Raw genomic sequence first — 26,672 nt, 5'->3', positions numbered from 1 at the left:
TAATTCCATATGATAGCATTTAATTCAAAACAATTCGATAACATCTTTCCTTTTTATATTCTTATAGAAAAGGATTTAACCATAAGCTCTATGGGCAAAAGCTTGAAAAAACTTTACCCTGAGATGCTACACCATTCTTTTACTGACAAATTTCAGTTAAAAAACCCCGTTAAAACCTGTACTCTCTTTTCAGAGTTTTCTGAACTTACTAACCAGCTGATTATCCTAACTAATTTGGATGACCGACTATTTGACTTAAGAGGTCAGTTTGAAGTGCTTTCTTCAACTCATCAATTACTCTTTATGGGTTCACCTTGGTTTAAATCCATAGAAGAACTAACAGAAAAGTCATTAAACCTCTACGATTTTGCCAGTCATGATCCTTTATTTGATTTACTACACTCTTTAAAAAATCAAGAAATTATTACGCAAGATCTCAAACAGGTCCTCAAAACAGTCAGTCAACAAAAAAATGAATTAAAGAAAGCTGATAAGGAAATTAAGGAAACCGCTTTGTTTCCAATGCAAAACCCAGACCCACTGCTAAGAATTGATCTTAGTGGAAAAATTCTTTTAGCCAACCCACAAGCAACTCGACTTAACTCATACTTTTATAAAGATAGAGTTTATGCCCATACTGAGTTTTGGAGGACTATTTCTGTTGAGCTAAAATTAAATGATGAAAAGCAGTACTTTGAAGTCGAAGCGGATGAGAAAACCTATTCTTTCATCGTAATTCCCATAGCTAGCAACCAGTATTTCAATATATATGGTAGGGATATAACAGAAGAAAGAATCAATGAAAAGCAAATTAAGCTGCTCTCAAAGGTAGCCAGTTCCAATAAAAATGGAGTATTATTTACAAAACCAGATGGAACAATTTACTGGACAAACCAAGGTTACAGTGATTTATGCGGCTATGCTTCCACCGATCTATTAGGCAAAACCCCACTTGAAATCGGTTTCGGCCCATCAACTAATCGACTTAAAGTCAAGCAAATGGTTGATGCATTCAAGAAGGGAAAAAGCTTTGATATTGAGCTTATACATTACAAAAGCAATGGTGATTTTTTTTGGGCGAGAGCATTAGGGCAACCTGTCCATGACCAGTCAGGTCAGCTAAGTCAATATTTCACTATGATTGAGGATATATCAGAGGAAAAAGCTAAAGCCCAGGAATTATTGGACACAAAAAATAAACTTAAAAGTATTTTTGAGGAAATGTCCGATGTAGTTTGGTCACATAATATAAAAGGCAAGGAATTAACATTTATAACCCCTTCAGTAAAAAAACTATTCCAAATGGACTCCACTTCCATAAAAGATTATGACTGGTGGAAAAAACACATTTTTAAAGAAGACATTGAAGTGCTTAAGAAGATCAAATGGTCTTTAATGCATAAGGGAAACTTCACGGAAAAATATAGAATAGTCACGAAAAAAGGAAGTATAAAATGGGTCTCACACAATGGAAAAACCATCAATGATGCGGAAGACAAACCTGTAAGAACTGACCATATCATTCGAGACATTACCGCATCTGTGGATGCTGACCTTGCCCTCAAAAAAGAGGTAGAACTCCAGAACATCTTGATAGACATTTCTTCAAAATACATCAATATTGAACTTGAACAAGTAGATGAAGCCATCCAAAATTCATTGGGAGTTTTGGGGGAATTTGTACAAGCCGACCGGGCCTACATTTTTGATTATGACTTTAATAAAGAAACAACCTCTAATACTTTTGAATGGTGCCGTGAAGGAATTAGTCCTGAAATCAAGAACCTCCAAAAAATACCTCTCTCATTTTTCCCCCAGTGGGTAGAAAAACATGCAAAGGGAGAACCTTTCTACGTTCCTGATGTGAAACATTTACCTCAAGAAGGCCCCAATTGCCTGAGAGAAATTTTAGAGCAGCAGGACATAAAAAGCTTAATTACCCTACCCATGATCAGAAACCATAAATTATTGGGGTTTGTAGGCTTTGATGCAGTTAGAACAAAGCATCAATTTGAAGAAAAGGAAAGAAAATTACTCTTTCTCTTTACTCAAATGATCCTAAATATTACAGAAAGAAAGACTTCTGAAAAACATTTAAAAAGACAGGAAGAAAAATATCGGAATATTATTACCAACATGAATTTGGGCATTCTTGAGGTAGCTCCAAATGAGGAAATTCTCTATGCTAATAAGCGATTTTGCGACATGTCGGGCTATTCATTAGATGAATTACATGGCGGAAAAGCTACGGATTTGCTTTTGGAGTCAGATGGTCACAAATTGCTCCTAGAAAAGCAAGGCCTGAGAAAGCAAGGCATCTCTGACAATTTTGAAATATCTGTGAAAAATAAAGCAGGTGAAAAAAAATGGTGGTTCGTAAGTGGTTCTCCTAATTATAATGATGAAGGAGAATTAATTGGATCACTGGGAATTCACCTGGACATTACCTCGCAGAAAAGCTTGGAACAAGAGCTTATTCAAGCTAAAGAAGATGCTGAAGCATCCACCAGAGCCAAAGAGTTGTTTTTGGCAAATATGAGTCACGAGATCCGTACCCCAATGAATGCAATTACGGGAATGATCAATCAATTGCGCAAAACAGTTTTAGATTCAGATCAAACCTTTTATCTTAACACTATTAACTCAGCTGCGGATAATTTGCTCATCATCATAAATGATATATTGGACCTTTCTAAAATAGAAGCAGGGAAGCTTTCTTTGGAAGAAATCGGTTTCGAATTGGAAAGTGTGCTCACGCGGGTAATGCAGGTAATGTCTCATAAAGCGGAAGAAAAAGGGCTCAAATTTACCAATACCATCTTTGACTCGGATATTTCCAATGTCCTTATCGGTGATCCTTACAGACTAAACCAAATCCTCTTAAACCTTATTTCAAATGCTATTAAGTTTACCGAAAAAGGTGGAGTGGATATCAGTTGCATGTTAGTTGAGGAACTAGAAAGCTTCCAACAAATAAAAATCCGAGTGACCGACTCCGGCATAGGTATGGAAAAAGAATTTGTACAGAATCTTTTTAACAAATTCAATCAAGAAGATACATCTATCACACGAAAATTCGGAGGCACAGGCTTGGGTATGAGTATTTGTAAGGAACTTATCGAGCTAATGCACGGCAAAATTTTTGTAAGTAGCACCAAAGACAAAGGAACAACAGTTGAAATCGAACTTCCCCTAGCAAAGGGAAGCCAAGAAGACTTACCTAAAATAAGTGCAAGCTCAATTGACACCAAGGTACTGAAGGATAAGTTGATTTTGGTTACTGATGATAACGATATGAATCGGCTGGTAGCTTCTACCATTTTAAGAAATTATGGTGCTAAAATCCTGGAAGCAGACAATGGTATCAAGGCTGTTGACCAAGTGGACAAACACCCGGTGGACTTGATATTGATGGATGTACAAATGCCCATGCTCGATGGAATTCAAGCTACTCAAATATTAAGAAAAAAAGGTATTAATGATACCCCAATCATTGCCTTGACTGCTTTTGCGCTAAAAGGGGATGATGTTAAATTCCTTAGCCAAGGAATGAATGATTACTTGGCCAAGCCCTTTGATGAGCACCAATTATTGGAAATCGTCTCTAAATGGCTCAAAACAAAACCCAATAACAAAGTTGCCAATTTGTCATTTAATTCAAGTGAGATTCCCCATCAACAAACCAAACTTTTCGACCTGACCAAGCTCAAGGCATTATCTCCAGGGAACAAGGAATTTCAACAAAAAATGATCGATTTATTTAAAACGCTTTCCATGACTTCAATTAATGAAATCAAGGAGGCATTCGACAAAGACGACATAGAACAGGTCAAAAAAATAGCTCATAGAATGAAGCCATCGGTATCTAGCATGGGCATCGTTGCCATTCAACAAGAAATCAAAAACTTGGAAGAAGGTAAACTCACCCATGAAGATATGAAGTCATCAATCCTTAAAATTGATAAAATCATTCTTGAGGTTAATGAGGACTTAAAAAATATCCAACTCTAATCCACAGAAACTTATTAAAGTTAAATCAAGGATTTATTCCATAAGTCAGACATTTTTCCAAAAAATGGAAAAATGTCTGACCAAAACATGGTGAAAATAGCTGTTAAATAACTTTTGACATACTGGCACGGGGATAGTATACTATTTTAAAAAAATAAAGTAGTATGAAAGAACTTTTAGAAAAAACCATTTTCATCGTCGATGATGATCCATTCTGGCAATCTGTGCTTTTGCAAGTTCTACAGGATATGGGCTTTCAAAATATCAGCCTTTTTAACAGTGGAAAAGAATGTATAAATAATCTCCACCTAAATCCGTCTTTGGTGTTTTTAGACTATCAAATGGGAGATACCAATGGTTTGGAAACTCTTCCTAAAATCAAAAATCACAATGCCAAGACCAATGTGATTTTCTGTACATCTTTGGAGGATCTCAATGTAGCCATAAGTGCCATGGAGTCAGGATCTCATGAATACCTTCTCAAGAGCAGAGCTAGTAAAACCGAAGTATCCCGGATTCTAACATCTCTGAACTAATTATATAAAATATCCAAAATGCCCTTTACCCTTTCTCACCCAGCATATCTTCTACCCTTTGAAAAAACTTTGGAGCGGCTCTCTGTGACTGCACTTGTGGTGGGCAGTATGGTACCTGATTTTGAGTTTTTTTTAAAAATGAAGGTGGGTGAAAATATTGGTCACCATTTTTGGGGCATATTGGTATTTGATCTTCCATTAGGCCTTGTTATTTGTTTCTTGTTTCATGCATTGGTTCGAGATTTTTTCATCCAATCACTTAGAAACAAAGAAAGAGATAAGTTAATTAAATTTATTGAATTCAATTGGCCAAGCTATTTTGCAAAGCATCCACTAAGGGTAATGTTTTCATTGCTGCTAGGGATTTTTTCCCACTTAATACTGGATGCTTTCACACACCATGATGGCTGGGCGGTAATGTACATACCAATTTTATCCTATAATGTAAGCGTTCTGGGAAAATTGATCCCCCTATTTTACCTCATACAAATCATCAGCAGTATTATAGGTCTAATTGGCATTTACTCCTATTTTAAAAAACTCCCTTCGACGTTTATCACACCAACGTCTCGATCACCTTATTTCGCACAAATATTGTTATTAAGCGTGATCACCCTAGGTGTTCGGGCTATAGTAATGCCTGAGCACCTTTCTTTCTGGGATCTGGTAATGGCTGTATTCGGGAGTCTAATTTACAGCATGATCCTTATAGGACTCCTATATCAATTAAGGAATCACTGCAATAGTAACAAACTTGTCCATGGAAGTGCTTTCAATCCATTCTTCAAGGATAGAGGTCTTTTTATAGAGCAAAATAAGTTCCTTATCATCTTGATGAAGCTGATGGTTTACATGAATAATTTCATTGATACCGGAAAGGTCTATCTTCTCGACCTTGGTCGCATCAATATACACCTGATCAAACCCTTTATTGGAAGTATCAAAAACATGATTTCTAAGCTCGACGGTATGATTTCCGAAAAATGAATTCGGTAAAACAAATTTGAGGCAATCCCCTGGCTTGTCTTTTATTTTAAAATTTTCCTTAGTGATTTTCATTGGTTTCAGTTTAAATAAAAGTTAAAATAAAAATGAAACATAAAAAACTATTGATCATTATTGTGTGGCTTTTTCTTGCTGAAAACGTTATTTCTCAAACCACAATCGACTCTATTAACAGACAGGCGATTATTGAGGAGGCCAATGGATATAGAGCGCTAGGAGACTATAGTGCCGCAATTAGCTCATTAGAGAAAATCCTGGAAATTTATCCAGATGATGCTCCTACACTCCTTTATAAAGGAGACCTTCTTTTGCAAAATAAAGCTTATGCACAAGCCGTAACCGTATATGAATCTATTCTTCCTCTAAATTATGAACTCACTACAACCCGAATAAACTTGTCTTATGCCCTATTTATGAGTCGCAAACCTAAAAAGGCTTTAAAAATGGCCTATTCAGCTTGGAAGAATGACTCTACGCACATAAATGCCTCAATTAACTTTTTTAATGCTCTGTTGTGGAACCAAAAGACCAAGGAGGCGGAAAGCTTTCTTGATTTGCATGAGTCTATTTTGCAAAGAGACCAAAGCCTTGTTTTGAAAGCTCGTCTGGCCACTTCAAGTGGAGACTATCATTCTGGTTTGAAACTTTATGATAGTTTGGCTACAACCTATGATAACAAACATTATATCATGGAGTATTCAGATGTCCTCATAGGTAAAAAGGAATTTGAAAAGGCAAAAGCAGTTATGCAAAACAATGGAGATTTATTCAATGAAAAGGAAAAGGTTGCATTTCAAAACAAGGCTGCACAAAGTGAAAAGCAAATGCTGGGTACAAGTTTTGTCTATTTTAAGGATATTGGTAAAAACATAAGAACAGAAAATGCCATTTGGTGGAAACAAAGCAGCGACCACAAATACCGTTTTGGGGCTAAGATAGGTACTGGCTCAGTAACTTCCGCGGAAGGAAAAAAAACCACAGTAAAGTTTGCCCACCTCAATATTGAAGAGCGGTGGAACTTGGCATGGTCAGGGCAAACAGAGATCCATATCCAACAAGTTAATTCATCGGACAATAATAAATACAATGGTATTACAGGCCGCCAAACGATTAAATTCCAACCTAATGACCGGAAAATGGTCGGATTTTTCTATGATTCTGAAATTTTGAACTTTACCGCCGAACTTTTAGATAAGGACATCAGAAGTCATAACATAGGCTATGTCACCCACTTTATGCTCAGTGGAAAAACTGGCATTTATTCACAAGGAAGCTATGGTTTGCTAAATGATGAAAATCAAAAAATGCAGTTTTTTGCTTCAATTTATCATTTACTGAGAACTGCGCCTACTTTAAAAGTTGGCTTAAATGGCTCTTCTCTCCATTTTAAAGAAAATAAAAACCCTTACTACTTTGCTCCTGACCAGTACTTAAGCGGTGAGATTTTTGCTGATTTCAGCACTTCACTGCCTCAAGTTAGTAAAACATACCTGTCTGCTCAAGGAGCAGTAGGTTCTCAAAATATTGAAGGAGAAGGCTGGGATGCCGCATATCGATTTCAAGTGGAAGTCGGTTATCGGTTTCAAACAATCGAGACCTCTCTTAATTATCAAACCAGTAATGTGGCCAGCAGTACAGGTACCGGTTATCAATTCAACTGGTTCACGTTCAAAGCTGCCTACCGATGGTAAATCATTAATCTAATTATCTGAAGTAGTGGTATTGCAATCAACCTTTGGCTTAAACAACAAGAAGCAACCAATACCAGAACCAAAACGATAAACTGGACTCGACGTATAACTATATTAGTAAATTGGTAGACATGTACTGAATTTTCATTAATCATTTATATTAAATAAACACAATTAGATATGAAAACTCTATTCCTTGAATTTCTTCACCTATTGATCATTTCTCTAAAAAAACCAAATACTCTAAAGCCTGCGTATGTATTAGTACCATCCAAATATCACAATGAACCACTGGAATGATTTTCCAGTTTTAGGGATAAATAAATGGATACATTTTATAAATAAATAAGATATTTATCGTTATAAAGCAATAAATACCAAATTAAAGCCCTAAGATGATTTTCTTCCATTTGATCCATATTGTCTGTATGACGGCATTCTCCTGGCTAATAGGTTTGGTGGTGAATGAAAACATTAAGAAGACTTTTTTTAGAGAAAAACTAAAACACTTTTCACTAATTAAAAGTAGTCGATGGGAGAAATTATTGGGAATAAAACTTTTTGGTAAAATACTGACTTCATCTACCATCAACTATTGGGATTACCAGGGTAAATTTAAAAATGGAAGCAAATCTTATAGCCTTGAAGAATTGGAAAATGATCGGTTTGATCTGGAAATTGGGCATTTGATTGGTTTTATCTCCCTTGGTTTAATCACATTATTCAACTTTTTTGTTGGATATGGACTTTCTTTTATCATTTGGCTTTCTGCCACCAATATTATCTTTAACTTTTATCCATATCTTTGGCATCAAAGAAATAGAATTCGCGTCCATAAGGTAATAGAATCTCCTGAAAAACAACCTACCAATTCATCTATACCCGACAAGGAATAAGAAACATAAAACTTTTTCAAAAGATTGAAATTCAGTAACTTTAACAACCAACTTTTAGATTAAGTCGGTCTACTATTTTGTAGCTTTTAAACACTTGTTTTCTTACAAGTTTAGAGAAAGAAAACCACCAGCTATTTCTCTATCTACTGCTCCCACTACCTTATGTAGTTAACATTATTTCTGGCGTTTTTTAATTATACCACTTACTAAAACGAAAACATCATGGCCAAGTCAAATAAATTGTACACCTATCGAAATGGAAAGAAACAATTCTTACATAAAAAGGATGACCAATACATTGTTCGAGCTACACCGAAGCAGTTGAGCAGAATGGGACTAAACAAGCATCTAGAACAAGTTTCATCAGCTTCTACTAAAGTAGAGGTTGATCCGGAGATTTTGGAAAATGAGATGCAAATTGTCCGAAAAAATGCCGTTGCTCATCATGCTTACACTCGGGAAGAAGATGACAGTAGTTTTTTAATTACTGACAGAATAATCGTCACTTTCAAAGCACCAATTACACATGATCAACTAAGTGAGTTTATGGCAAAATATGCCCTGTTGCTTAAAAGGAAGTACAGTGATTTGGAGTATCTTTTTCAGCTTACCGATGAGACAGGAATGAACCCCATCAAGCTTGTGGTTACCATAACAGAGAAAGAAAAAGATCTCGTGGAATTATGCGAGCATGACCTCAACCATACCATTTCCAAAAGCAATATCGCCATTCCAATTGACCCTAATTATATTTCGCAATGGCACCTGCACAAAAGGTTAACCGATCAGGAATTTGACATAAGGTCTTCAGCCAATTGCGAAAATGCCTGGAAAGCCTTGGAGCATTTTGGTGACAATAATGTAGTCATAGGGGTTACTGACGATGGTTGTAAGCTCAACCATCCAGACTTTGACTCAACAGGAAAGTTTGCCTCTTGGGGATACATGCAAGGACTCAACTTAATTGACCGTGATGCGGTCAGTGCCAATCCCAATAACATGTATGAAACTGGAGCTGACCATGGAACCAATTGCTGTGGGGTTGTTGCTGCTGAAGTAGATGCCAACCTTACTGTTGGGGCTGCTCCAGGCTGCAAGCTTTTGCCCATCAAATGGGAATCCAGTGGAAGTAGTTTGTACATCAGTGATGACAAGATTTTCACCGTTTTGGAATATGTCAAAGATAAAGTAGACGTACTTTCCAATTCCTGGGGAAGTTCTCCACATGGCAATTACGCTTCTTTTGTGGTCAACAAAATCAAATCACTTGCACAGAACGGGGGAAGAAGAGGCAAAGGAATAGTATTTCTTTGGGCAGCGGGCAATGAAAACTGTCCTATCAACTTCTCAGGAAATCAAAACATCCCCTATACAAGCGGATATGGGTATGGTCCTACAGGATCAGTTCAATGGGTGGGTGTTCAAACTTCCAAAAACTTTAGTCACAATTTGGGAGGAATACCAGGAGTTATGTTTGTGGCGGCCTTGGCCAGCAATGCCCAAAGAAGCCACTATTCTAATTATGGCCCTGATATTTCGGTTACAGCTCCTTCCAGTAACATCCATAAATATTACCGCATGTCTGTCCCTGGGCTTGGAATCACCACCACATCTGGCGATTCTAGTTTAATTGACAATGAGTTTGGTGGAACTTCCAGTGCCACCCCATTGGTGGCCGGAATAGCAGGATTAGTCATCTCTGCCAACCCAAACCTATCTGCTTATGAGGTGATATCCATATTACAGAGAACTGCTTCCAAGGACCTTAACATGTCAGCCTATTCCCGCACACCGCCAGCGAGTTATGATCCAGACACTTCTTGGGATATCTCCCCGGTATCTCCATTTCACCAAGGTGATTTTACAGATCAGGGATATGCTGACGGAACTTGGAGCCCTTGGTTTGGCTTTGGGAAAGTAGATGCAGAAGCGGCTGTTGTTGCGGCATTAGGGATACTACCTCCCACACCTTCCCCCCAAGAGGAAGAAGTCAATGTATCTTCCTCGCCTAACCTTGCCATACCTGATCGAGATGAGGCAGGAGTATTTGATGAAATTACCATCAATGAAGCAGGGACTGTAGGTAGTTTATCCGTGGAAATTGATATTAGCCACACCTATATAGGAGATTTAAAAATAGCACTATCCAGCCCAGATGGAACCACTATTCTACTTCATAATAGAAATGGCGGAGGAAGCAATGACCTGGAAGTAGCTTATGATGAGCAAAGTCTACCTGCATTGTTAGCTTTTAAAGGAAAAGAAATCAAGGGAAAATGGAAACTTCAAGTCACTGACCACGCCCTTCAAGACATTGGTACTGTCAACAGCTGGCAACTGCGAATCCAAAAATCAACATCTCAGCAAAACATAGAAGTATCAGAGTCACCTGGCATTAAAATCCCCGATAGTGATCCAATAGGAATATCTAGAGAATTAAATATTGATGAAACTGGTTTGATCCAAGAAATCGAGGTCAAACTGGATATTACACATACCTATATTGGTGACTTATTGGTTACTTTGATATCTCCCTCTAGCACTAAAATCATCTTACACAACAAAACAGGTGGTAGCAGCAATAACCTGATTAAGAACTTTTCAATGACCAACACCCCTATCCTTCAAAGTCTAAGTAATGAAAACGCCAAGGGAAAATGGAAGCTTCACGTAGCCGATACTTTTAGCAAGGATATAGGCAAACTCAATAGCTGGGCCTTAAGTATGAGCCTCAAATAACATAAACAGCAAGCAATGAGATCTTTTTAATAGAAGTTAAATAACTAAATTTTAGTTGTATTATTAAAATTTAGTTATTAAATTCAATACATGGAAGAAATAAACAGCAACGAAGAATTAATCATGCGCATTCTCTGGAAATTAGAGAAAGGCTTGGTACGGGACATTCTAGCAAAGATGGATGAACCTAAACCGCCATATACTACAGTATCTTCAATAGTCCGTTTATTGGAGAAAAAAGGCTATATAGGTCACAAAGCATATGGCAAAACCCATGAATACTTTCCGTTAATTTCCCAGTCAGCCTATAAAAAATACCGCTTTAACAAAATGGTCAACCACTTTTTTGAAGGGTCAGCCAGTAATGTGCTTTCATTTATGGTGAAAGAAAAAAAGCTAAGCGAGAAAGAAGTTGATGACCTCAAGAGTTTAATTGATAGTTACGATAAGGAAAAGTAAGATGGAAAGTACGCTCATATATTTATTTGAAGTAAGTATTTGCCTACTATTAGCCTACCCTGTTTATTATTTAGCATTTTCACGATTGACCTTTTTTAATGTTAATCGACTTTGTATTCTACTCCTGATAATTGCCAGCCTTGTCACTCCATTACTCTCATTTGATTTTCATGAGACAGCTCCAACCAACGCATCCTTCCTTTTCCAAACTAATTTATCCAACACTTTATCCGACCAAATAACCCTGAATAAACAGTACGGAACTACTTCGAGTCATCTTTTCTGGTTCTCTATAATCTACCTTTCAGGAGCTATTTGGGCATTTTTTAAGCTTGGCTATCAACTCAAAATGATCTTTGACAGAATCAAAGCGTCATCATTGGAGAGAAAAAATGGGATTACGCTGGCCATCCACCCAAAACATCAATATGCCTCTTTTTTTAAATACATATTCTTACCAGAACCATTGAACAAAACGATTGAAAACCAACAAGCTTATTTACATGAGTCCTTACATGTTCAAAAACTTCATAGTTGGGACGTGCTGTTTCTAGCCATATGCAAAGCTATTCTATGGTTCCATCCTATGATCTATCTATTTGATAAGTCCATCAAAGAAGTACATGAATTCGAAGCAGATAAAATGGTCTCCCTAAAGTATTCTACCAGCCAATATGCTAGACTTTTGGTGGAACTGGCCAGTCAAAAAAGCACATTAGCGATAATGCACAATTTCAATTATTCACCAATTAAAAACCGAATTATTATGATGAACAAAACAAAATCAAACCAGTGGCAAAAAGCCCGGTTTCTCTTATTGATTCCAGTTTTGGCTGCCATGTCAATGCTGTTTTCATTCGATTCCAATATGGACCAGACTAAAAAACTGACTGGTACTTGGACTGGCACCTCTCTGGAGTTTCAGCAATCGGCAGGTCCTGATATCAAAGCCATGATAGAAGGCGGCAAGGATCTTCACATTAATGGAAAACTAACGTTAAACAAGGACTTCAGCTATGTCATCAAAAATCCTGCAGGAGAAACCAATGGAAGTGGGGAGTGGACAGCCAAAGGCTCCGATTCTTTTACCACTATTGATCAAAAAGGAGAAAAAACCACTTATCAGGTACTGACCCTTGAAAGGGACAAAATGACCACAGCCCATCAGGTTCAAATGGTAACTCCCCGAGGTGAAGTAAAAGGAAAGATTATTCTAACTTATAAGAAATAAAAAATTTGCTCAAATCAACTAACATTAAGTTATGTAACTTAAAATAAAAAGCACTTTAATGAAGTGCTTTTTATTTTTATATCTCTCCCTACTTCCTAACCACAAACACCCTATAGGAACCACTTCAATTACATAAAACAGATGTTCATTTAAAGTTTGATCTTTGTATTTCAACTGATTTTTTTTATATTTATTCATATGTACTTTTAAGAATTAGAGTAATTTTTAACTACCCATCACCCTTTAAAATTTTTGTTTCATATTAATCTGTTTTACGATGAAAAAGGTATTGTTTAAGGTCCTTTTGCTATTTGCTTCTATAGCTCAACCTTACTATTCAAACGCCCAGGAAAACCATTCCGCTTTGAAAAATTATTTAGAAAAGCCCAATCCTGAATTTTATGTAGAATGTGTTCAGACCGTACAAAAAAACAAGGTCACACAATATGAGTTTATCCTTACTTCCCAAAAATGGAAAGATTATACGTGGAAACACAGACTAGTAATTCTCGCCCCCAATAAAACCAAATATCAAAAGGGACTCCTTTATATCGGAGGAGGAAGTTTAGAGGAGGAAACCCCAAGAATTAGGGAGCGGGATGATCAACTGATCAATGAGCTGGCCAAACTTGCCTCTGAAAACCAAACTATTGTTTCAGCCGTCTTTCAAGTACCCAACCAGCCGCTCTTTGATGGAAAAGTGGAAGACCAAATCATCTCCTACACCCTACATCAGTATCAGGAGACAGATGATGAAGAATGGCCCTTGTTATTTCCCATGGTGAAATCTGTACAAAAGGCCATGGACGTAGTTACCCTGTTTACAAAAAATCAACTAGGTCATCAAGTGGACGGCTTTCTACTCACAGGGCTGTCCAAAAGAGGCTGGACCACTTGGTTAACTGCCGCTCAGGACGAAAGGGTTATTGCCATTGCTCCTATGGTAATAGACGTTTTGAACATGCCTGTAAGTTTGCAATACCAAATAGAGATGTGGCAGGACTACAGTCCTGAAATACAAGACTATGTCAATCTCGGAATCCCTCAACAATCCAATTCGGAAAAAGGGAAAGCTACCATTTCAATGGTAGACCCATATGCCTATAGGCATCAATTGACTGTCCCTAAATTAGTCTTTGTAGGCACCAATGACCCTTACTGGCCGGTTGATGCCGCAAAAAACTATTGGAATGACCTACCCGGAAAAAACAACCTCATCTATATCCCAAATGTAGGCCATGGATTAGGCGATGGCACCTCAGCTTTTCAAAATTTAAGTGCCTTTCTAGAGTTTCAATGCAGAGAAAAAACCTTGCCCGCCCCTACCCTCGAACTATTGGAAAACACGGGCCAATCTGTCAAGCTTTCTACTAAATTTGATGTGCAAAAGCCGAAGAAAATTGAACTTTGGGAAGCCTATTCCGAGGAAGATATGGACTTTAGGGATGAACGATGGTCAAAGCATAAAATCAAAGACCCCAACACATCTGTTTCCTTACCCTCCAAAGGGCAAAAGACTTTTTATTTCGCCTATCATTACACCACCACAAATGGAAAATCCTATTACATCACGAGTAATATGATCAGATGTGACAAGTATGGTGTAATCAAATAAAAAGTCTGTCCTTTTTGGGACAGACTTTCCAAACACTTAATTAACAAATTTCTGATAATAAAAAGTACCCGCCGATAAATGCTTATCATTTACCGGCAGGGTGCTGTCAGTCAGATCAAAAAATTACAAACCTACTCTTTAATGATGCTTTGCGTGGCACATCTCCAGATGAAATTATAGGCAGCGCCATAATGTTCCCCAGAAGTTTCTTCCGTATCAGTAGCCTCTATGATGTATTGACCTTTCCATGGAGTCTCCACGGTCACATTACCTTCCTCATCTGTCTCATAGGTCTTGGCCCAACCTGTTGGACTCACTACAGAAACAGATACCCCTTCCTGAGGTTCACCTTTAAATAAAACCTTAAATTCCAATGGAGTTTTCAAACTTTTTTCCTTTTGAGCAGTAAGAATCAAGGCCAAGTCAGTGGCCGTTTCTTCTTTTACTGTTGGCTGCCCCTTACCTACCCATACTTGAGAAGCTGTATTGAATTGGTAAATGTAATCCCCGCCTAGGTCCTTTGCAGAATGACCAATCTGTAAGCGGTATACCCCGTCCATTTCCGGAGTAAAGTATGCAGTAAAATGATCCTCTCCTTCAGTGGTTTTCAAAGCTGTCTTATTACCAGCTGGATCAATAAGCCATAATTCAAATTCCTTAACATCAGAGTACCAGTCTCCCACCTTTTCGATCATGCCTTCAGCGTACTCTCCATAGAAGATCTTTACTTCTTGTTGTTGGCCTTTCTTCCCTACCACCTCAGTTTCAATCCAAAGAGCATGTGCCATGGCACAACCTAAATTCACAAACAAGGCCAAAGCCAATAACAAACTGAATTTCATTTTCATTTTTTCTACATTTAATTTTTCAACAAATCATAAATCTGAAGCTGCATTTGCGCTTCCTGAAGACAGCCCTTGAGCCGATAAAACTCTTCCTCCAGCAAAGTAAATTGAATATCCATGTGATACGTTTCAAGCACAATTCTATCTACACCATCATAAAAAGGGCTAAAATCGCCTTCAAAAGACAATTCGTCTATGTATAGACAAAACCCTTTAAAGTCCAACCGACTAAAACTGACCATGCACTGACCATACATCATCCCGATTCTACCACAATGCTCGCATTGGGTCAAGATGAAATCTTCTTTCATCACAATGATTTCTGGTTTACAGTAATTCATATCAATTCACTTTTGGTAAAAAATTCAATTAGTGCCTGTGATGAATAAGGTTTTAATGAGCTTTTATAACTCCGATCGCGCAATCCTTAACCATAGCACAGGGCTTAATATTTATACAACCTTTCAATAGTTCCTTAGCGAATAAATAGTCCTTCTACCTTTCAGCTTAAGTCGAGGAATAAGAACAGGCACAGTCTGCAATAACTTGATAAAATGAAGCGATTAATGTTACCAACCTTGCAGGCTGTGCTATTTTATTAGAATTTAAACCCTACACTTAGACGAGCATTTCTCGGTGCTTCTGCTTGGTAGTAGTAATACGTCGCGTAAGCAGACCCAGAATAAAGATATTTATCCAGGATATTAAACACATTTGCTCTAATGGTCAGGTTATTGTTTTCCCATGACAGTCCACCATCCAATTTGAAGTAATTAGGCAGTTCCATCTGCCCATCTCCAGGCCAATTCCAGGTTGATCTGTCTCCTTGGAAAGTAAAGCCAGCTGATACACCAAAGCCCTTCAAAGTGCCTTCGTTAAGTTTATAGGTCAACCAAGCATTCGCCAAGTGCTTGGAAAAGCCAGGCACTAAATTACCTACCTGATCTTCCCTAGTATCCTTTGTGATTTCAGAATCTGTGTAGGCATAATTAGCCACTAATACCAAACCAGGAGCTAACTCTCCTCTTGCATCAAATTCAATTCCCTGAGCCCTGGTTTGTCCCAACTGCAAAGAATACTGATTGTTTGGATCTTCAGGATCTGGAACAAGCTGATTGTTTTTCAATATTCTATACACAGAAAGACCAGTACTCCATTTTCCATTAAAGAAGTCTCGTTTCATCCCAAATTCAATATTGTTTCCAGTAATAGGCTTTGGCTTCTCTCCTCCTCTAAGAACACCTGTTTGAGGCACAAATGATTGATCAAACAAAGCATAAGCTGAAGTCTGGCTATCAAAGGAATAACTTAAACCAACTCTTGGTGTTACTTGACTTTCATCTACTGTAGTTCCGTAGGAGTTTTGGGACACGTATGTGTACCTTCCCGCCAAAGTCAATCTCAAATCATTGTCAAAGAATCCCAGCTCATCCTGTACATAGAAGCCTGTATAAGACTGTGTAATAGCAGTTGTATTGGCTCTTTGTTTTAAACTTTTGCTTCTGTCAAATTGTGGTAGGCCATTGGCTGGAAATCCATAAGAAGGATTATCGGTATCAAAAGGCATCTCCTCTGAATCCAATTGATGCGACTGGCTCCAGTCAGCCATGTACTCTTTGGTTCCCATATCCAAACCTGTCAAAATACGATGGTTTACTGATCCTGTTTTCACTTCACCATTTAGGTATACTTGTCCATAGGTACTTTCATTTAAGGCATCCCAGATGGAAACATACCTCAATAAGTTGGTTCCTTCAATACCATTCAACCACATAGAGCTACCCTCCATACTGTAATTGAAATAGGCTAACTGGCCAGTAACTTTCCAATTTTTATTGATCTGGTGTTGCAAATTGGCCATCACACTGTGGTCATCTACATTTGTCGGGTCCAATCCAGGCTCAGCAATGGTAAAACTCTGGTCATAGATCCCGTAGCCTTCAGTAGAAAATACATAAGCAGAACCTACATTGGCCATTTTAGCATGCTGATAGGCATACTCTAAAGTTAGCTTTGTATCCTCATCCAACTGATAACTCAAGACAGGTGCAATGCTGTAGCGATTAGTGAAATTATAATCTTGGAAGGAGTTCTGAGTTTGCCCCATCACATTCAATCTATAAAGCAATTTTCCATTTTTGCTCAATTTACCATCTAGGTCCAATGTACCTCTGTAAAGGTCAAAGCTTCCTACGGTAAAATTAACAGCGCCTTTAGTTTCACCTGTTGGCTTTTTGGTTACTACATTGTAGATACCACTCGGTTCACCATTGGACATCATAAAACCGGCAGGTCCCTTTACAAATTCTATATGAGACACAAAACTCATGTCTTCATTTAAAGGGCCCCAATTGGAGGTAACATTCATTCCATTTCTGAAAGCTCCTGCTCTAGAACCTCTCATATTCACTCTTGCATACATATTACCCCAGTGTTCCAACCTAGAGGCACCACTGACGTTTCTAAGTACACCATCACTCATATCAATCACTTGCTGATCGTTCAAAAGCTCTCCAGTGATCACCTGGATGTTTTGTGGTGTTTCGATCAAAGGCGTATTCAAGCGTAAACTGTTTGATGGTTTATCCACCTTATATTCACTTCTTGCTCCAGTCACCGTTACTGTGCTTAGCTCTTCTTCAGTTGCTTTCAATTCCACCAATGGAACATTGGTAAGTTGACCTCCCCTTACTGTTATTTTTCTATCAATCGCAGTAAAACCAACTGCAGAAATAGTCAAAGTATAGCTTCCTGAAGGAGCAGTGAATTGGTATTTTCCCTCTTCACCCGTAGCAGCTCCAAAGGAAGTGCCATTAAGGATTACTGAAGCAAAAGGTATTGGGTTTCCAGTCTCATCCTGAACAAAGCCAGAAATGGTGCCGTTTGTCTGGGCCATCAATAACTGCCCTAAACCAACAAAAACCATTACGAGTAAAATCTTTTTCATTTTTCTTATTTAGATTAATTTTAATTAAGAACAAATGTATACCTGTTTGCTATAACTTCTAAATTATTTAGAATGATTTTAAATAATATTTTTCTATTAAAATGGAATTATAATAGATTTTATGAAACACTAAAAAGAGGCTTTCAAAACGGGTCTGCTTAAAACTTATTTGACCCTTATTTTAAAAATAACATTGACTATAAATCAAGCTTTAAAAATAATGTAGAAATAAAAGCCTGAATTGATGAGATAATTAATTAAAAAATTAACGCCTTATTTTTGTGTAACTTAAAAGTTACATATAGATTTAGGTAACTTAAAAATTACATAAATAATGAATAGGACAATTCAACATACTTTCTTTTATCCACATCCAATTGAAGTAGTTTGGAGCTACTTGACAGAAAGTAAATTACTGGCTCAATGGCTTATGGAAAACAATTTCAAGCCAGAGATAGGGCATCATTTTTATTTCAAGACCAAGCCTAAGTTCAAATTGGATTTTGACGGACACATTGACTGTGAAGTATTGAAAATGGTCAAGTATAAATCATTGTCGTATTCTTGGAAAGGTGGTGGGAGTAAAGAAAACCCTAAGCTAAACAGTATTGTCACGTGGACACTACAATCCAAAAACAATGGAACAGTTTTATCGCTTGAACATAGTGGATTTGAAGGATTAAAAAATTATCCATCCTACTTTATCATGAACATGGGCTGGATAAAAATCGGCAAACGTTTTTTAGCAAACTTGAACTTAATCGACCGTGCAAATGCTTGATGCGTTTCAAGTCATCGCTGATCCCAATAGAAGGAAGATTTTGTTTTTGCTATCCAAAGAAAATCTCTCCATTAACTCACTCGTAAAAAACTTTGATATCAGTAGACCAGCAATTTCTAAACACATAAAAATTTTACAATTGGGTGGATTTGTTGAGATTCAAAACATAGGAAGAGAAAGAGTTTGCATGATCAAACAAGATGGATTCGATGAATTAAAATCCTGGATAGCTTACTACGACCATTTCTGGGCAAACAAATTGACACAGCTTGGAAACCTTATGGATGAAGATCAAAGAGAATGATCAATTGATACTATCCCTACCCTACTTTAGTTCTATTATTTTTGATTTCATCAATATTATCATTGGCCCATTTTACCAAATTTTGGAGATTGGGCAAAAGACTTCTCCCCAAATCAGTCAACTCGTATTCGACTTTTGGAGGCACCTGAGCATAAATTGTTCTGTTTACCAATCCATCTGTTTCTAATTTCTTTAGAGTGACAGTCAACATCTTTTGAGAAATTGTTTGAATGTATTTGTTCAACTCATTAAACCTTAATTTCTCTTTTTCTCCCAGTACCAATAAAACCAGTGTGGACCACTTATCCCCAAACCGATCAAGTATATTTCTTACAGGACACGTGTCCACATCTCCATATTTTTTTAAAATATCTTCATCCATAACTCTCTGAAAATCAACTTTAATTACCCACAAGTAAGTGACTCACAACCAAGTAAGTTCTTGACTAATTATAAACGTCCTCTTACTTTTACTTACCAAAAGTAACTAAATAAAATATAGTAATCAACTATCACAAATTATGAAAAAGACACTTATTACAGGGGCAACTGGTGAACTTGGAAGTTTAATTATTAATTTCCTGAATAAAAAAAACTCCACATCAGATATTGCTGTATTGGTCAGAGATACGAAGTCTAAAAAAGCACTACAATATGCAGCACAAGGCTTCGATGTAAGACAAGGAGACTACAATGATCCTGACAGTCTCATCAAGGCATTTAAAGGAATTGAGCAATTGTTTCTGGTATCTGGAAATGATATTGAAGCCAGAATTCACCAACATGAAAATGTCATCAAATCAGCCATTGAAAACCAAGTTGAGCACATCCTTTATACTAGCACCGTTAGAAAGATAGAGGATTCATCCTCCCCTTTATTTCCTGTGGTCAATAGCCACAGGCTTACAGAGGAAAGTATAATCGCGTCTGGTATGAATTATACAATACTTCGGCATAACCTATACGCCGAGGTTATTCCACTTTTTATTGGTGGAAAGGAACAAATCTTACAAACCAAAAACATATTTCTCCCTTCTGAAAATGGAAAAAGCAATTTTGTAACCAGAAAAGACTTAGCTGAAGCAGAAGCCAACATCTTAACTGAGCCGGAGCATCATAAAAATAAGATTTATAAATTTAATGGAAATGAAGCGCTAAATTTTGAAAAAATTAGCCGACTACTTTCTGAAATCCTTAAAGCAAGAGTAACTTATCTTTCCCCTAATATTAACACCTTTGAATCAACCATGAAAAATACTGGTCTCCCTTCTGAAATAATTGGAATGTTGACCATGTTTAGTCTGGGCATTGCCGCTGGCGAATTTGAGAAAGAAAAATCGGACCTAGAAATCATTTTAGGCAGAAAGGCTCAAAGTATCAAAACCTTTCTTCAAGAAACCTATATTTAAATTTAATAGAGAATAAACATCTATTAGGTTTCAATAAGCAGGCAGTATCTTTTCACCTGACAAGTCCTGTCTGCTTACTTTTTTAAAATTTTAATATCTTTAATACTATCACTACAGCGTAATAATATTATGGAAACTTTTTTTGAAGAGCTTTTTACATACACCAATCATTACAACCAAAAGGTTATAGAGGTTTTAGTTAAAAATGATACAAAAGACCTCAGTAAATCCATCAAACTATTTTCACATATTCTCAACGCTCATAGTCTTTGGAATGCCAAAATCAACCACCTCTCTCCTCCATGTAAACCATGGGACCTCCAAGAAATAAAGAATTTTAATAGCTTAAATAGAAGAAATTTCGAAAGCTCACTTTCTATAATTAAAGAAAGACCAATGGATGAGCTTATAAAGTATCGCCTTGGAAATGGGCAAGAGCTCCAAAACAACGTGCAGGACATGCTTTTTCAAATCATCAATCATAGCACTTACCATAGAGCGCAAATCGCATCAGATTTCAGGGAAAACGGACTAGATCCGATCATGACCGAATATATTGTTTATAAAATGCCTCATCCCCTTTAAATTAAAATCCTTCTTCTTATAAACTCTCTCGTTTTTTAAAACATCGCAACTTTCGGGTGGCTTCTTATCAGCTTCCTTCATACTTTTACAACATGCAAAGTCAGGAAGCCATTACTTACCAAAGGGTAGCAGAAGCCCTTCAATACCTACAAGAAAACTACAAAAAACAACCCAGCCTGGAAGAAGTTGCAGGAGAATCCAACCTAAGTCCATTCCACTTTCAGCGTATTTTCACAGAGTGGGCAGGAGTAAGCCCAAAGAAATTCCTTCAATATATCAGCTTAGGACATGCAAAAAGAGTGCTCAAAGACACTTCCACAAACCTAATCGACGCCAGCATGGCAGCAGGACTCTCTGGTTCTGGCAGGCTCCATGATCTTTTTATCAAGATAGAAGGCATGACACCGGGTGAGTACAAAAATGGAGGTGCCAATTTGCAGATCAACTATAACTTTGCCACAAGCCCTTTTGGAAAAGTTTTGCTTGCCTCGACTGCCAAGGGCATTTGTCATATTTCATTTTTAGAAACGGAAGATCTAGCCTTAAAAGACTTAACTGATCGATACCCTAATGCGTCATTCCAAGAATCGATGGAACCTATTCATCAGAAAGCATTGTCTATCTTCAATGAAGACTGGTCAAAAGTAGACCAAATCAAGTTGCACCTAAAAGGCACCGATTTTCAACTTAAAGTTTGGGAAAGTCTTCTGCAAATCCCTATAGGTAAGCTTTCAACCTATGGTCAAATAGCACAACATATCCAAAAACCCAAAGCTTCAAGAGCCGTAGGAACAGCAATTGGCAGCAATCCAATTGCTTATTTAATTCCCTGCCATCGGGTAATCCAGTCCAGCGGAATCTTTGGTGGATACATGTGGGGTCCTGTGCGGAAAACGGCCATTATAGGCTGGGAGGCAGCAATGACAGATAAAAAAGAAATCCCAAAAACATCAGAATAAAGCTTCTACCCAATTCTTATTCAAACTACTAACTTTCCAATTCTTCTAACTTATTTATTGCCATGGACCTTTTTAACCAAGATGTGCCAACCAATCTTCTTCCCTATGATGGAACAGTCCATTATTATGGCAAAATCCTGAACGAACAAGAGGCCAATTTTTATTTTGATAGATTGATGGAAAGCATTGAGTGGAGACATGATGAGGCTGTAATCTATGGAAAACATTACACCACCAAAAGAAAAGTGGCTTGGTATGGAGATAAGCCTTATGAATACACCTATTCTAATACCACCAAAAAAGCTTTAGCCTGGACAGAAGAATTAAAACAATTAAAAGCTTTGGTTGAGGAAAAAGCACAAGTACAATTCAATTCCTGCTTACTCAATCTTTATCATGATGGATCAGAAGGGATGGCTTACCACAGCGACAGTGAAAAATCATTGGGCACCAATACAGTTATCACCTCTTTATCCCTCGGTGCTGAGCGAAAATTCACTTTCAAACATAAAAGCAGTAAACAAACGGTTTCAACCATTCTCGAAAACGGCAGTCTGTTGGTTATGCGCGGCGCTACCCAAAGTCATTGGCTGCATCGCCTCCCTCCCACTAAAAAAGTTACCAGCCCCAGAATTAGCTTGACCTTTAGGACAATTGTTTCGGATCAATTCATTTAGCCCTATTCCAAAAAACTGAGCGACCAAAAACCGGCATTCCTAAGTAACCTCTTACTTCTAAAACACCTTTATCATCAAGCTTCAACTGACAGGAATACGTTTCCCCACTTTCAGGGTCATATAATTCACCGTCCACCCATTTTCCATCCTTATATTGTAAGCTTTTGATGATTTTCAACCCTAATATAGGACGTTGGCGAAGTGATCGGTCAGCGTTTTGATGATCCAATTTCGGCGCTCCGTTTTCATTTGGATTAGCTAGCCAAACCACTCGGGCAAAAAAGCTATCCTTTTCCTTCTCTATCTCAAGCTTGGCTGTTCCATCAGAGGTCACCCATTCACCCAATATTTCCTCACCATCTTGAGCCATTATTGGCCAAATGAAAAACATGTTGATTGAAAATAATAGAAGCTTCACTTTTGTCATCCTCTTGGTCTTGTTTTTACAATTGGAAAATTAGTTTTTATTTATTTTAAAAGGAACTCCAAACGATGTTTCGTAGTTTTGCAGACTAAAATTGAAAGCATATGAAAAACTCTGAGATAAATTTCACCATCAACCTTGACGAAAAGAACCTTCCCAAAACCATCAAGTGGGACGCTACAGACAAAGAAAGCCAAGGAGCAGAAGATACCAAGTCAATCAGCCTAAATATTTGGGACAACTTAAATCATAGTACGCTTCGCATTGACCTTTGGACTGAAGATATGTCAGTAGTTGAAATGAAAAGATTCTACATCGATATCCTTGGAGGAATGGCACAGACGATCTTGAACAGTACGGGTGATGAGTACATGTCTGAAGAAATGAAAGAATTGTGCGACCGACTAGTCACTCATGTAAATGAAGAAAACAAAAACGTCAAATAAGTAACGTTTAACCGATATAAAAACTTCCCCAAGACAGTAAGCCTCTTAACTTACTGTCTTTCTTATTTTTACACCCTACCAATGTTAACAATCGCTATCCGGCGATGCATTTATCCCCTTTTTACTTTAATTAGTTAAGCTTTTTAAGCTATATTATAATGTATTTAAGCGGTTAATTCCGCTAAAAGCAATTAGCAAAACTAACCCAAGTTGACATGAAGAAAGTTGATCCAAGAGCATGGCGCCTATTTTTCTACGCCTGTATCTTTTTGTTGTCTTTTGGTAGTAGGCCCATCCTGGCACAGGAAAAGACTACTATATCGGGCATTGTAACCGACACAGACACAGATGAAACCCTTATCGGGGTAAATGTATTGGTAAAAGGTAAAGTAATCGGAACAGTTACTGATCTAGACGGACGCTTTTCGCTAGAAGTAAACCAAGCTCCTCCCTTAACACTGGTTTTCTCAATGGTCGGCTTTGCCTCTCAGGAAGTGCTGATCAGTAATGCAAATACCACTGGCCTCAATGTTCAGCTGGAAGAACAAACTTTCCTGGGGCAGGAAGTGGTGGTTTCTGCCTCAAGGGTAGAAGAAAGCATTTTAAGCTCACCCGTGTCTATTGAAAAAATGGACATTCTTAGTATTAAGGAAACTGCAAGTGATAGCTACTACAAGGCCATTGCCAATTTGAAAGGGGTAGATGTAACCTCTTCCTCTATCAACTTCCAAATCATCAATGCCAGAGGATTTAATAGCACGGGAAACACCCGCTTTGTCCAGCTTACAGATGGAATGGACACCCAAGCACCAGCTTTGAACTTTCCAATAAGTAACCTCAACGGTCCTTCGGAACTGGATGTAGAAAGTGTGGAGTTTATCCCCGGAGCATCATCTGCCCTTTACGGCCCGAATGCATTTAACGGTATCCTTTTGGTCAATAGCAAAAGTCCATTTGACTATCAGGGCTTAAGTGCCTATTACAAACAAGGTATGAACCACATCAATGGCAGAGAGGGAGAACCCCAAAGCCCACAACCTATGTTTGAAGGTTCCATCCGCTATGCCAAAGCATTTAACAATAAGTGGGCTTTTAAAATCAACGCCTCATTTATGAAAGCTGAGGATTGGTACGGAACAGATATGACCGACCTCAATGCTAGAAGTCAAGGCAACCTTCCTTTTAACCCTGGCGCGAACATTGTCCATGTATTTGGGGACGAGGTAGCTAATAACATTGGTCTACTGAGAAATGTCGGAGCTATTCAGCAACAAGCCTCTAATCTCGGGCTTGGTGGTTATTTGTCCAGTATCCCTGACCAAGTCGTATCCAGAACAGGCTACGAAGAGCGTTATTTGGTGGATTATGGCGCGGCCACCAATAAAGCTAACGCAGCTCTCCATTATAGACTAAATGATCAGCTTGAACTCTCTTACACCTTCAACTATGGTGCAGGAACCAGTGTTTATACAGGTGCTCAACGTTATTCTCTATCAGACTTTGAAATTTCCCAACACAAATTGGAGCTCAAAGGAGACAATTTCTTTTTAAGAGCTTATACTACTCGTGAAAACTCTGGAGGATCTTTTATAGCTGACCTAACCGGGGTGCGCATCAATGACATGTGGAAGGACAATACTACTTGGTTTGGAGAATATACCCTTGCCTACATGGGCGCTTTAGCGCTACAAGGAGTTGCTCCTGGTCAACCTGGAACTACCGAACAGCAAGCAACAGCACACCAATCTGCTAGAAACTTGGCAGACCAAGGAAGGTATTTACCCGGAACTACCGAGTTTGACAATGCTTCCAATACAGTTAAGAATGACTTTATTCCCCAAGGTTCCCTTTTCAATGACCGCTCCAGAATGTACATGGGAGAAGGTCAGTACAATTTTAAAGATGAGATAGACTTCTTAGACCTTCAAGTAGGTGCCAGTTACCGATTGTATTCCCTTAATTCAAACGGGACTATTTTTGCTGATGTAGAAGGAAATGAGATTACTATTGCGGAATACGGTGCCTTTGCCCAAGGATCTAAAAAATTCTGGGATGACCACCTAAAGTTAATGGCTTCTATCAGGTATGATAAAAATGAAAACTTCAAAGGCCAGTTTAATCCAAGGGTTTCTGCTGTAATCACCCAGGGCAACAACAACATCAGGCTTTCGTATCAAACCGGCTTCAGGATGCCTACCACCCAAGGCCAACATATTGACCTTAATGTAGTTTCCGCAAGATTATTGGGTGGTTTACCTTATTACAGGGAAAAATACGAAATCTTTGACAATGCCTTTTCCCTAGCATCAGTCAACGCCTACACCGCTGAGGTGGGCAAGGGAACTAGCCCGGTCGATCCTGCTGCCACCAGCCTTTTAGTACCTGTAAACGACCTTCCTGACTTAAGGCCTGAGCAAGTACAATCTTTTGAAATTGGCTACAAGAGTCTGTTGGCAGACAATAGGTTACTGTTGGATTTCGCTTACTACTATAATATTTACAATGATTTCATCACGCAGACTGCCGTTAGAAAGGCTCCTGGGCCAGTATACCCTACCCCTGTTAATGACGAGCAAGCTGCAATAAACGCAGTCAATGCCCCTTCCTTGTTGACACCAATTACCACTCCAGGTGAAGAAAACACTTTCCAAACCTACACCAATTTAGTGGGAAATAGTGTCAAGGCTAATGGTGCCGCTTTGGGCATTACCTATAATCTCCCTAGTAACTTCACCATTGGTGGCAACTATAATTACAACAAGTTACTTTCAGACATTGAAGAAGGCTTCTTGTCAGATTTCAACACTCCAGAGCACAAATTCAACCTATCTTTCTCCAATAGAAAATTAACAGAAAAATTAGGCTTTAATGTAACCTACCGTTACCAAACAGCATTCCACTGGGAGTCTTCCTTTGCAACTGGGGAAGTTCCGGAAGTAGGAACAATGGACGCTCAGGTTAGCTATAAGGTTAAAGATTGGAAGTCCATCATTAAGTTAGGGGGATCAAACGTATTCAACAATCGTTATTTCCTTAACTTCGGAGGGCCTACAATCGGAGCGATCTATTATGTAAGCATCACCTTTGACGAACTCCTCAATTAAACCCAGAA

General features: G+C 38.1%; 22 protein-coding genes and 1 pseudogene. 17 read left to right on the top strand and 6 right to left on the bottom strand.

The genetic code is table 11. The features are described from left to right. Positions 1-9 precede the first annotated feature (9 nt). From JL001_RS15265 to JL001_RS23290, 3 genes and pseudogenes are all read left to right on the top strand, one after another. Positions 10-4,011: a PAS domain S-box protein gene (locus tag JL001_RS15265; protein ID WP_200977562.1), complete on the top strand. Its 4,002-nt coding sequence runs from the start codon at positions 10-12 to the stop codon at positions 4,009-4,011. 164 nt (positions 4,012-4,175) lie between these two features. Beyond that, on the top strand, positions 4,176-4,547 hold the full coding sequence (locus JL001_RS15260) for a response regulator (RefSeq protein ID WP_200977560.1): 372 nt from the start codon (positions 4,176-4,178) through the stop codon (positions 4,545-4,547). Positions 4,548-4,565: 18 nt separating this feature from the next. Continuing rightward, positions 4,566-5,246: pseudogene (locus tag JL001_RS23290) on the top strand (DUF4184 family protein); the annotation flags it as partial. Between the two features lie 27 nt (positions 5,247-5,273). Here JL001_RS23290 and JL001_RS23180 read toward each other — a convergent pair. Continuing rightward, positions 5,274-5,606 (bottom strand): hypothetical protein, encoded by a 333-nt coding sequence (locus tag JL001_RS23180; protein ID WP_236252833.1) that lies wholly within the window; start codon positions 5,604-5,606, stop codon positions 5,274-5,276. Between the two features lie 32 nt (positions 5,607-5,638). On the opposite strand from JL001_RS23180, the gene JL001_RS15250 reads away from it, so the two are divergent. From JL001_RS15250 to JL001_RS15225, 6 genes are all read left to right on the top strand, one after another. Next, the gene (locus JL001_RS15250; RefSeq protein ID WP_200977558.1) at positions 5,639-7,243 is read left to right on the top strand and encodes a lipopolysaccharide assembly protein LapB; all 1,605 of its coding nucleotides are present in this window, start codon (positions 5,639-5,641) and stop codon (positions 7,241-7,243) included. A 395-nt stretch (positions 7,244-7,638) separates the two neighbouring features. Then, the gene (locus tag JL001_RS15245; RefSeq protein WP_200977557.1) at positions 7,639-8,139 is read left to right on the top strand and encodes a hypothetical protein; all 501 of its coding nucleotides are present in this window, start codon (positions 7,639-7,641) and stop codon (positions 8,137-8,139) included. Between the two features lie 222 nt (positions 8,140-8,361). Then, complete coding sequence (locus JL001_RS15240; RefSeq protein ID WP_200977556.1) at positions 8,362-10,878, top strand: proprotein convertase P-domain-containing protein; 2,517 nt, start codon at positions 8,362-8,364, stop codon at positions 10,876-10,878. 90 nt (positions 10,879-10,968) lie between these two features. Then, complete coding sequence (locus JL001_RS15235) at positions 10,969-11,337, top strand: BlaI/MecI/CopY family transcriptional regulator (protein WP_200977555.1); 369 nt, start codon at positions 10,969-10,971, stop codon at positions 11,335-11,337. A 1-nt stretch (position 11,338) separates the two neighbouring features. Continuing rightward, positions 11,339-12,568, top strand: a complete 1,230-nt coding sequence (locus JL001_RS15230; protein ID WP_200977554.1) for a M56 family metallopeptidase — start codon at positions 11,339-11,341, stop codon at positions 12,566-12,568. A gap of 277 nt (positions 12,569-12,845) precedes the next feature. Further along, positions 12,846-14,183, top strand: coding sequence for a PhoPQ-activated pathogenicity-related family protein (locus JL001_RS15225; RefSeq protein WP_200977553.1), 1,338 nt, complete (start codon positions 12,846-12,848; stop codon positions 14,181-14,183). A 131-nt stretch (positions 14,184-14,314) separates the two neighbouring features. On the opposite strand, the gene JL001_RS15220 is transcribed toward JL001_RS15225, so the two are convergent. From JL001_RS15220 to JL001_RS15210, 3 genes are all read right to left on the bottom strand, one after another. Then, positions 14,315-15,031, bottom strand: a complete 717-nt coding sequence (locus JL001_RS15220) for a DUF4198 domain-containing protein (protein WP_200977551.1) — start codon at positions 15,029-15,031, stop codon at positions 14,315-14,317. An 11-nt stretch (positions 15,032-15,042) separates the two neighbouring features. After that, positions 15,043-15,369, bottom strand: a complete 327-nt coding sequence (locus JL001_RS15215; RefSeq protein WP_200977544.1) for a hypothetical protein — start codon at positions 15,367-15,369, stop codon at positions 15,043-15,045. 257 nt (positions 15,370-15,626) lie between these two features. Next, positions 15,627-17,975, bottom strand: a complete 2,349-nt coding sequence (locus tag JL001_RS15210) for a TonB-dependent receptor (RefSeq protein WP_200977542.1) — start codon at positions 17,973-17,975, stop codon at positions 15,627-15,629. Positions 17,976-18,309: 334 nt separating this feature from the next. On the opposite strand from JL001_RS15210, the gene JL001_RS15205 reads away from it, so the two are divergent. Further along, complete coding sequence (locus tag JL001_RS15205; protein WP_200977540.1) at positions 18,310-18,756, top strand: SRPBCC domain-containing protein; 447 nt, start codon at positions 18,310-18,312, stop codon at positions 18,754-18,756. Next, complete coding sequence (locus tag JL001_RS15200) at positions 18,749-19,060, top strand: helix-turn-helix transcriptional regulator (protein ID WP_200977537.1); 312 nt, start codon at positions 18,749-18,751, stop codon at positions 19,058-19,060. The genes JL001_RS15205 and JL001_RS15200 overlap by 8 nt, the downstream gene beginning before the upstream one ends. Positions 19,061-19,076: 16 nt before the next feature. Here JL001_RS15200 and JL001_RS15195 read toward each other — a convergent pair whose 3' ends face one another. Further along, on the bottom strand, positions 19,077-19,442 hold the full coding sequence (locus JL001_RS15195; protein WP_200977535.1) for a helix-turn-helix domain-containing protein: 366 nt from the start codon (positions 19,440-19,442) through the stop codon (positions 19,077-19,079). 139 nt (positions 19,443-19,581) lie between these two features. Between JL001_RS15195 and JL001_RS15190 the strand changes: the two genes are divergently transcribed. The 4 genes from JL001_RS15190 to JL001_RS15175 all read left to right on the top strand — a co-directional run bounded on the left by JL001_RS15190 (position 19,582) and on the right by JL001_RS15175 (position 22,690). After that, the gene (locus JL001_RS15190; RefSeq protein WP_200977533.1) at positions 19,582-20,469 is read left to right on the top strand and encodes an SDR family oxidoreductase; all 888 of its coding nucleotides are present in this window, start codon (positions 19,582-19,584) and stop codon (positions 20,467-20,469) included. A 129-nt stretch (positions 20,470-20,598) separates the two neighbouring features. Further along, positions 20,599-21,054 carry a DinB family protein gene (locus JL001_RS15185; RefSeq protein WP_200977531.1) on the top strand — a complete coding sequence of 152 codons (456 nt, stop codon included), beginning with the start codon at positions 20,599-20,601 and terminating at the stop codon, positions 21,052-21,054. A 92-nt stretch (positions 21,055-21,146) separates the two neighbouring features. Next, complete coding sequence (locus tag JL001_RS15180; protein WP_200977529.1) at positions 21,147-22,013, top strand: methylated-DNA--[protein]-cysteine S-methyltransferase; 867 nt, start codon at positions 21,147-21,149, stop codon at positions 22,011-22,013. Between the two features lie 62 nt (positions 22,014-22,075). Then, positions 22,076-22,690, top strand: coding sequence for an alpha-ketoglutarate-dependent dioxygenase AlkB (locus JL001_RS15175; RefSeq protein ID WP_200977526.1), 615 nt, complete (start codon positions 22,076-22,078; stop codon positions 22,688-22,690). Here the strand turns inward: JL001_RS15175 and JL001_RS15170 are convergent. Then, positions 22,683-23,117, bottom strand: coding sequence for a DUF2147 domain-containing protein (locus JL001_RS15170; RefSeq protein ID WP_200977524.1), 435 nt, complete (start codon positions 23,115-23,117; stop codon positions 22,683-22,685). The genes JL001_RS15175 and JL001_RS15170 overlap by 8 nt on opposite strands. A gap of 101 nt (positions 23,118-23,218) precedes the next feature. On the opposite strand from JL001_RS15170, the gene gldC reads away from it, so the two are divergent. After that, positions 23,219-23,560, top strand: a complete 342-nt coding sequence (gene gldC, locus JL001_RS15165) for a gliding motility protein GldC (protein ID WP_192011544.1) — start codon at positions 23,219-23,221, stop codon at positions 23,558-23,560. 215 nt (positions 23,561-23,775) lie between these two features. Continuing rightward, entirely contained in the window at positions 23,776-26,664 is a 2,889-nt protein-coding gene (locus tag JL001_RS15160) for a TonB-dependent receptor domain-containing protein (RefSeq protein WP_200977522.1), read from the top strand. The last annotated feature ends 8 nt before the right edge of the window (positions 26,665-26,672 follow it).

The organism is Echinicola sp. 20G (assembly GCF_015533855.1).
Lineage (GTDB): Bacteria > Bacteroidota > Bacteroidia > Cytophagales > Cyclobacteriaceae > Echinicola.
Note: the sequence above shows the minus strand (reverse complement) of the source record. Positions and strands in the feature narration are given on the sequence as shown.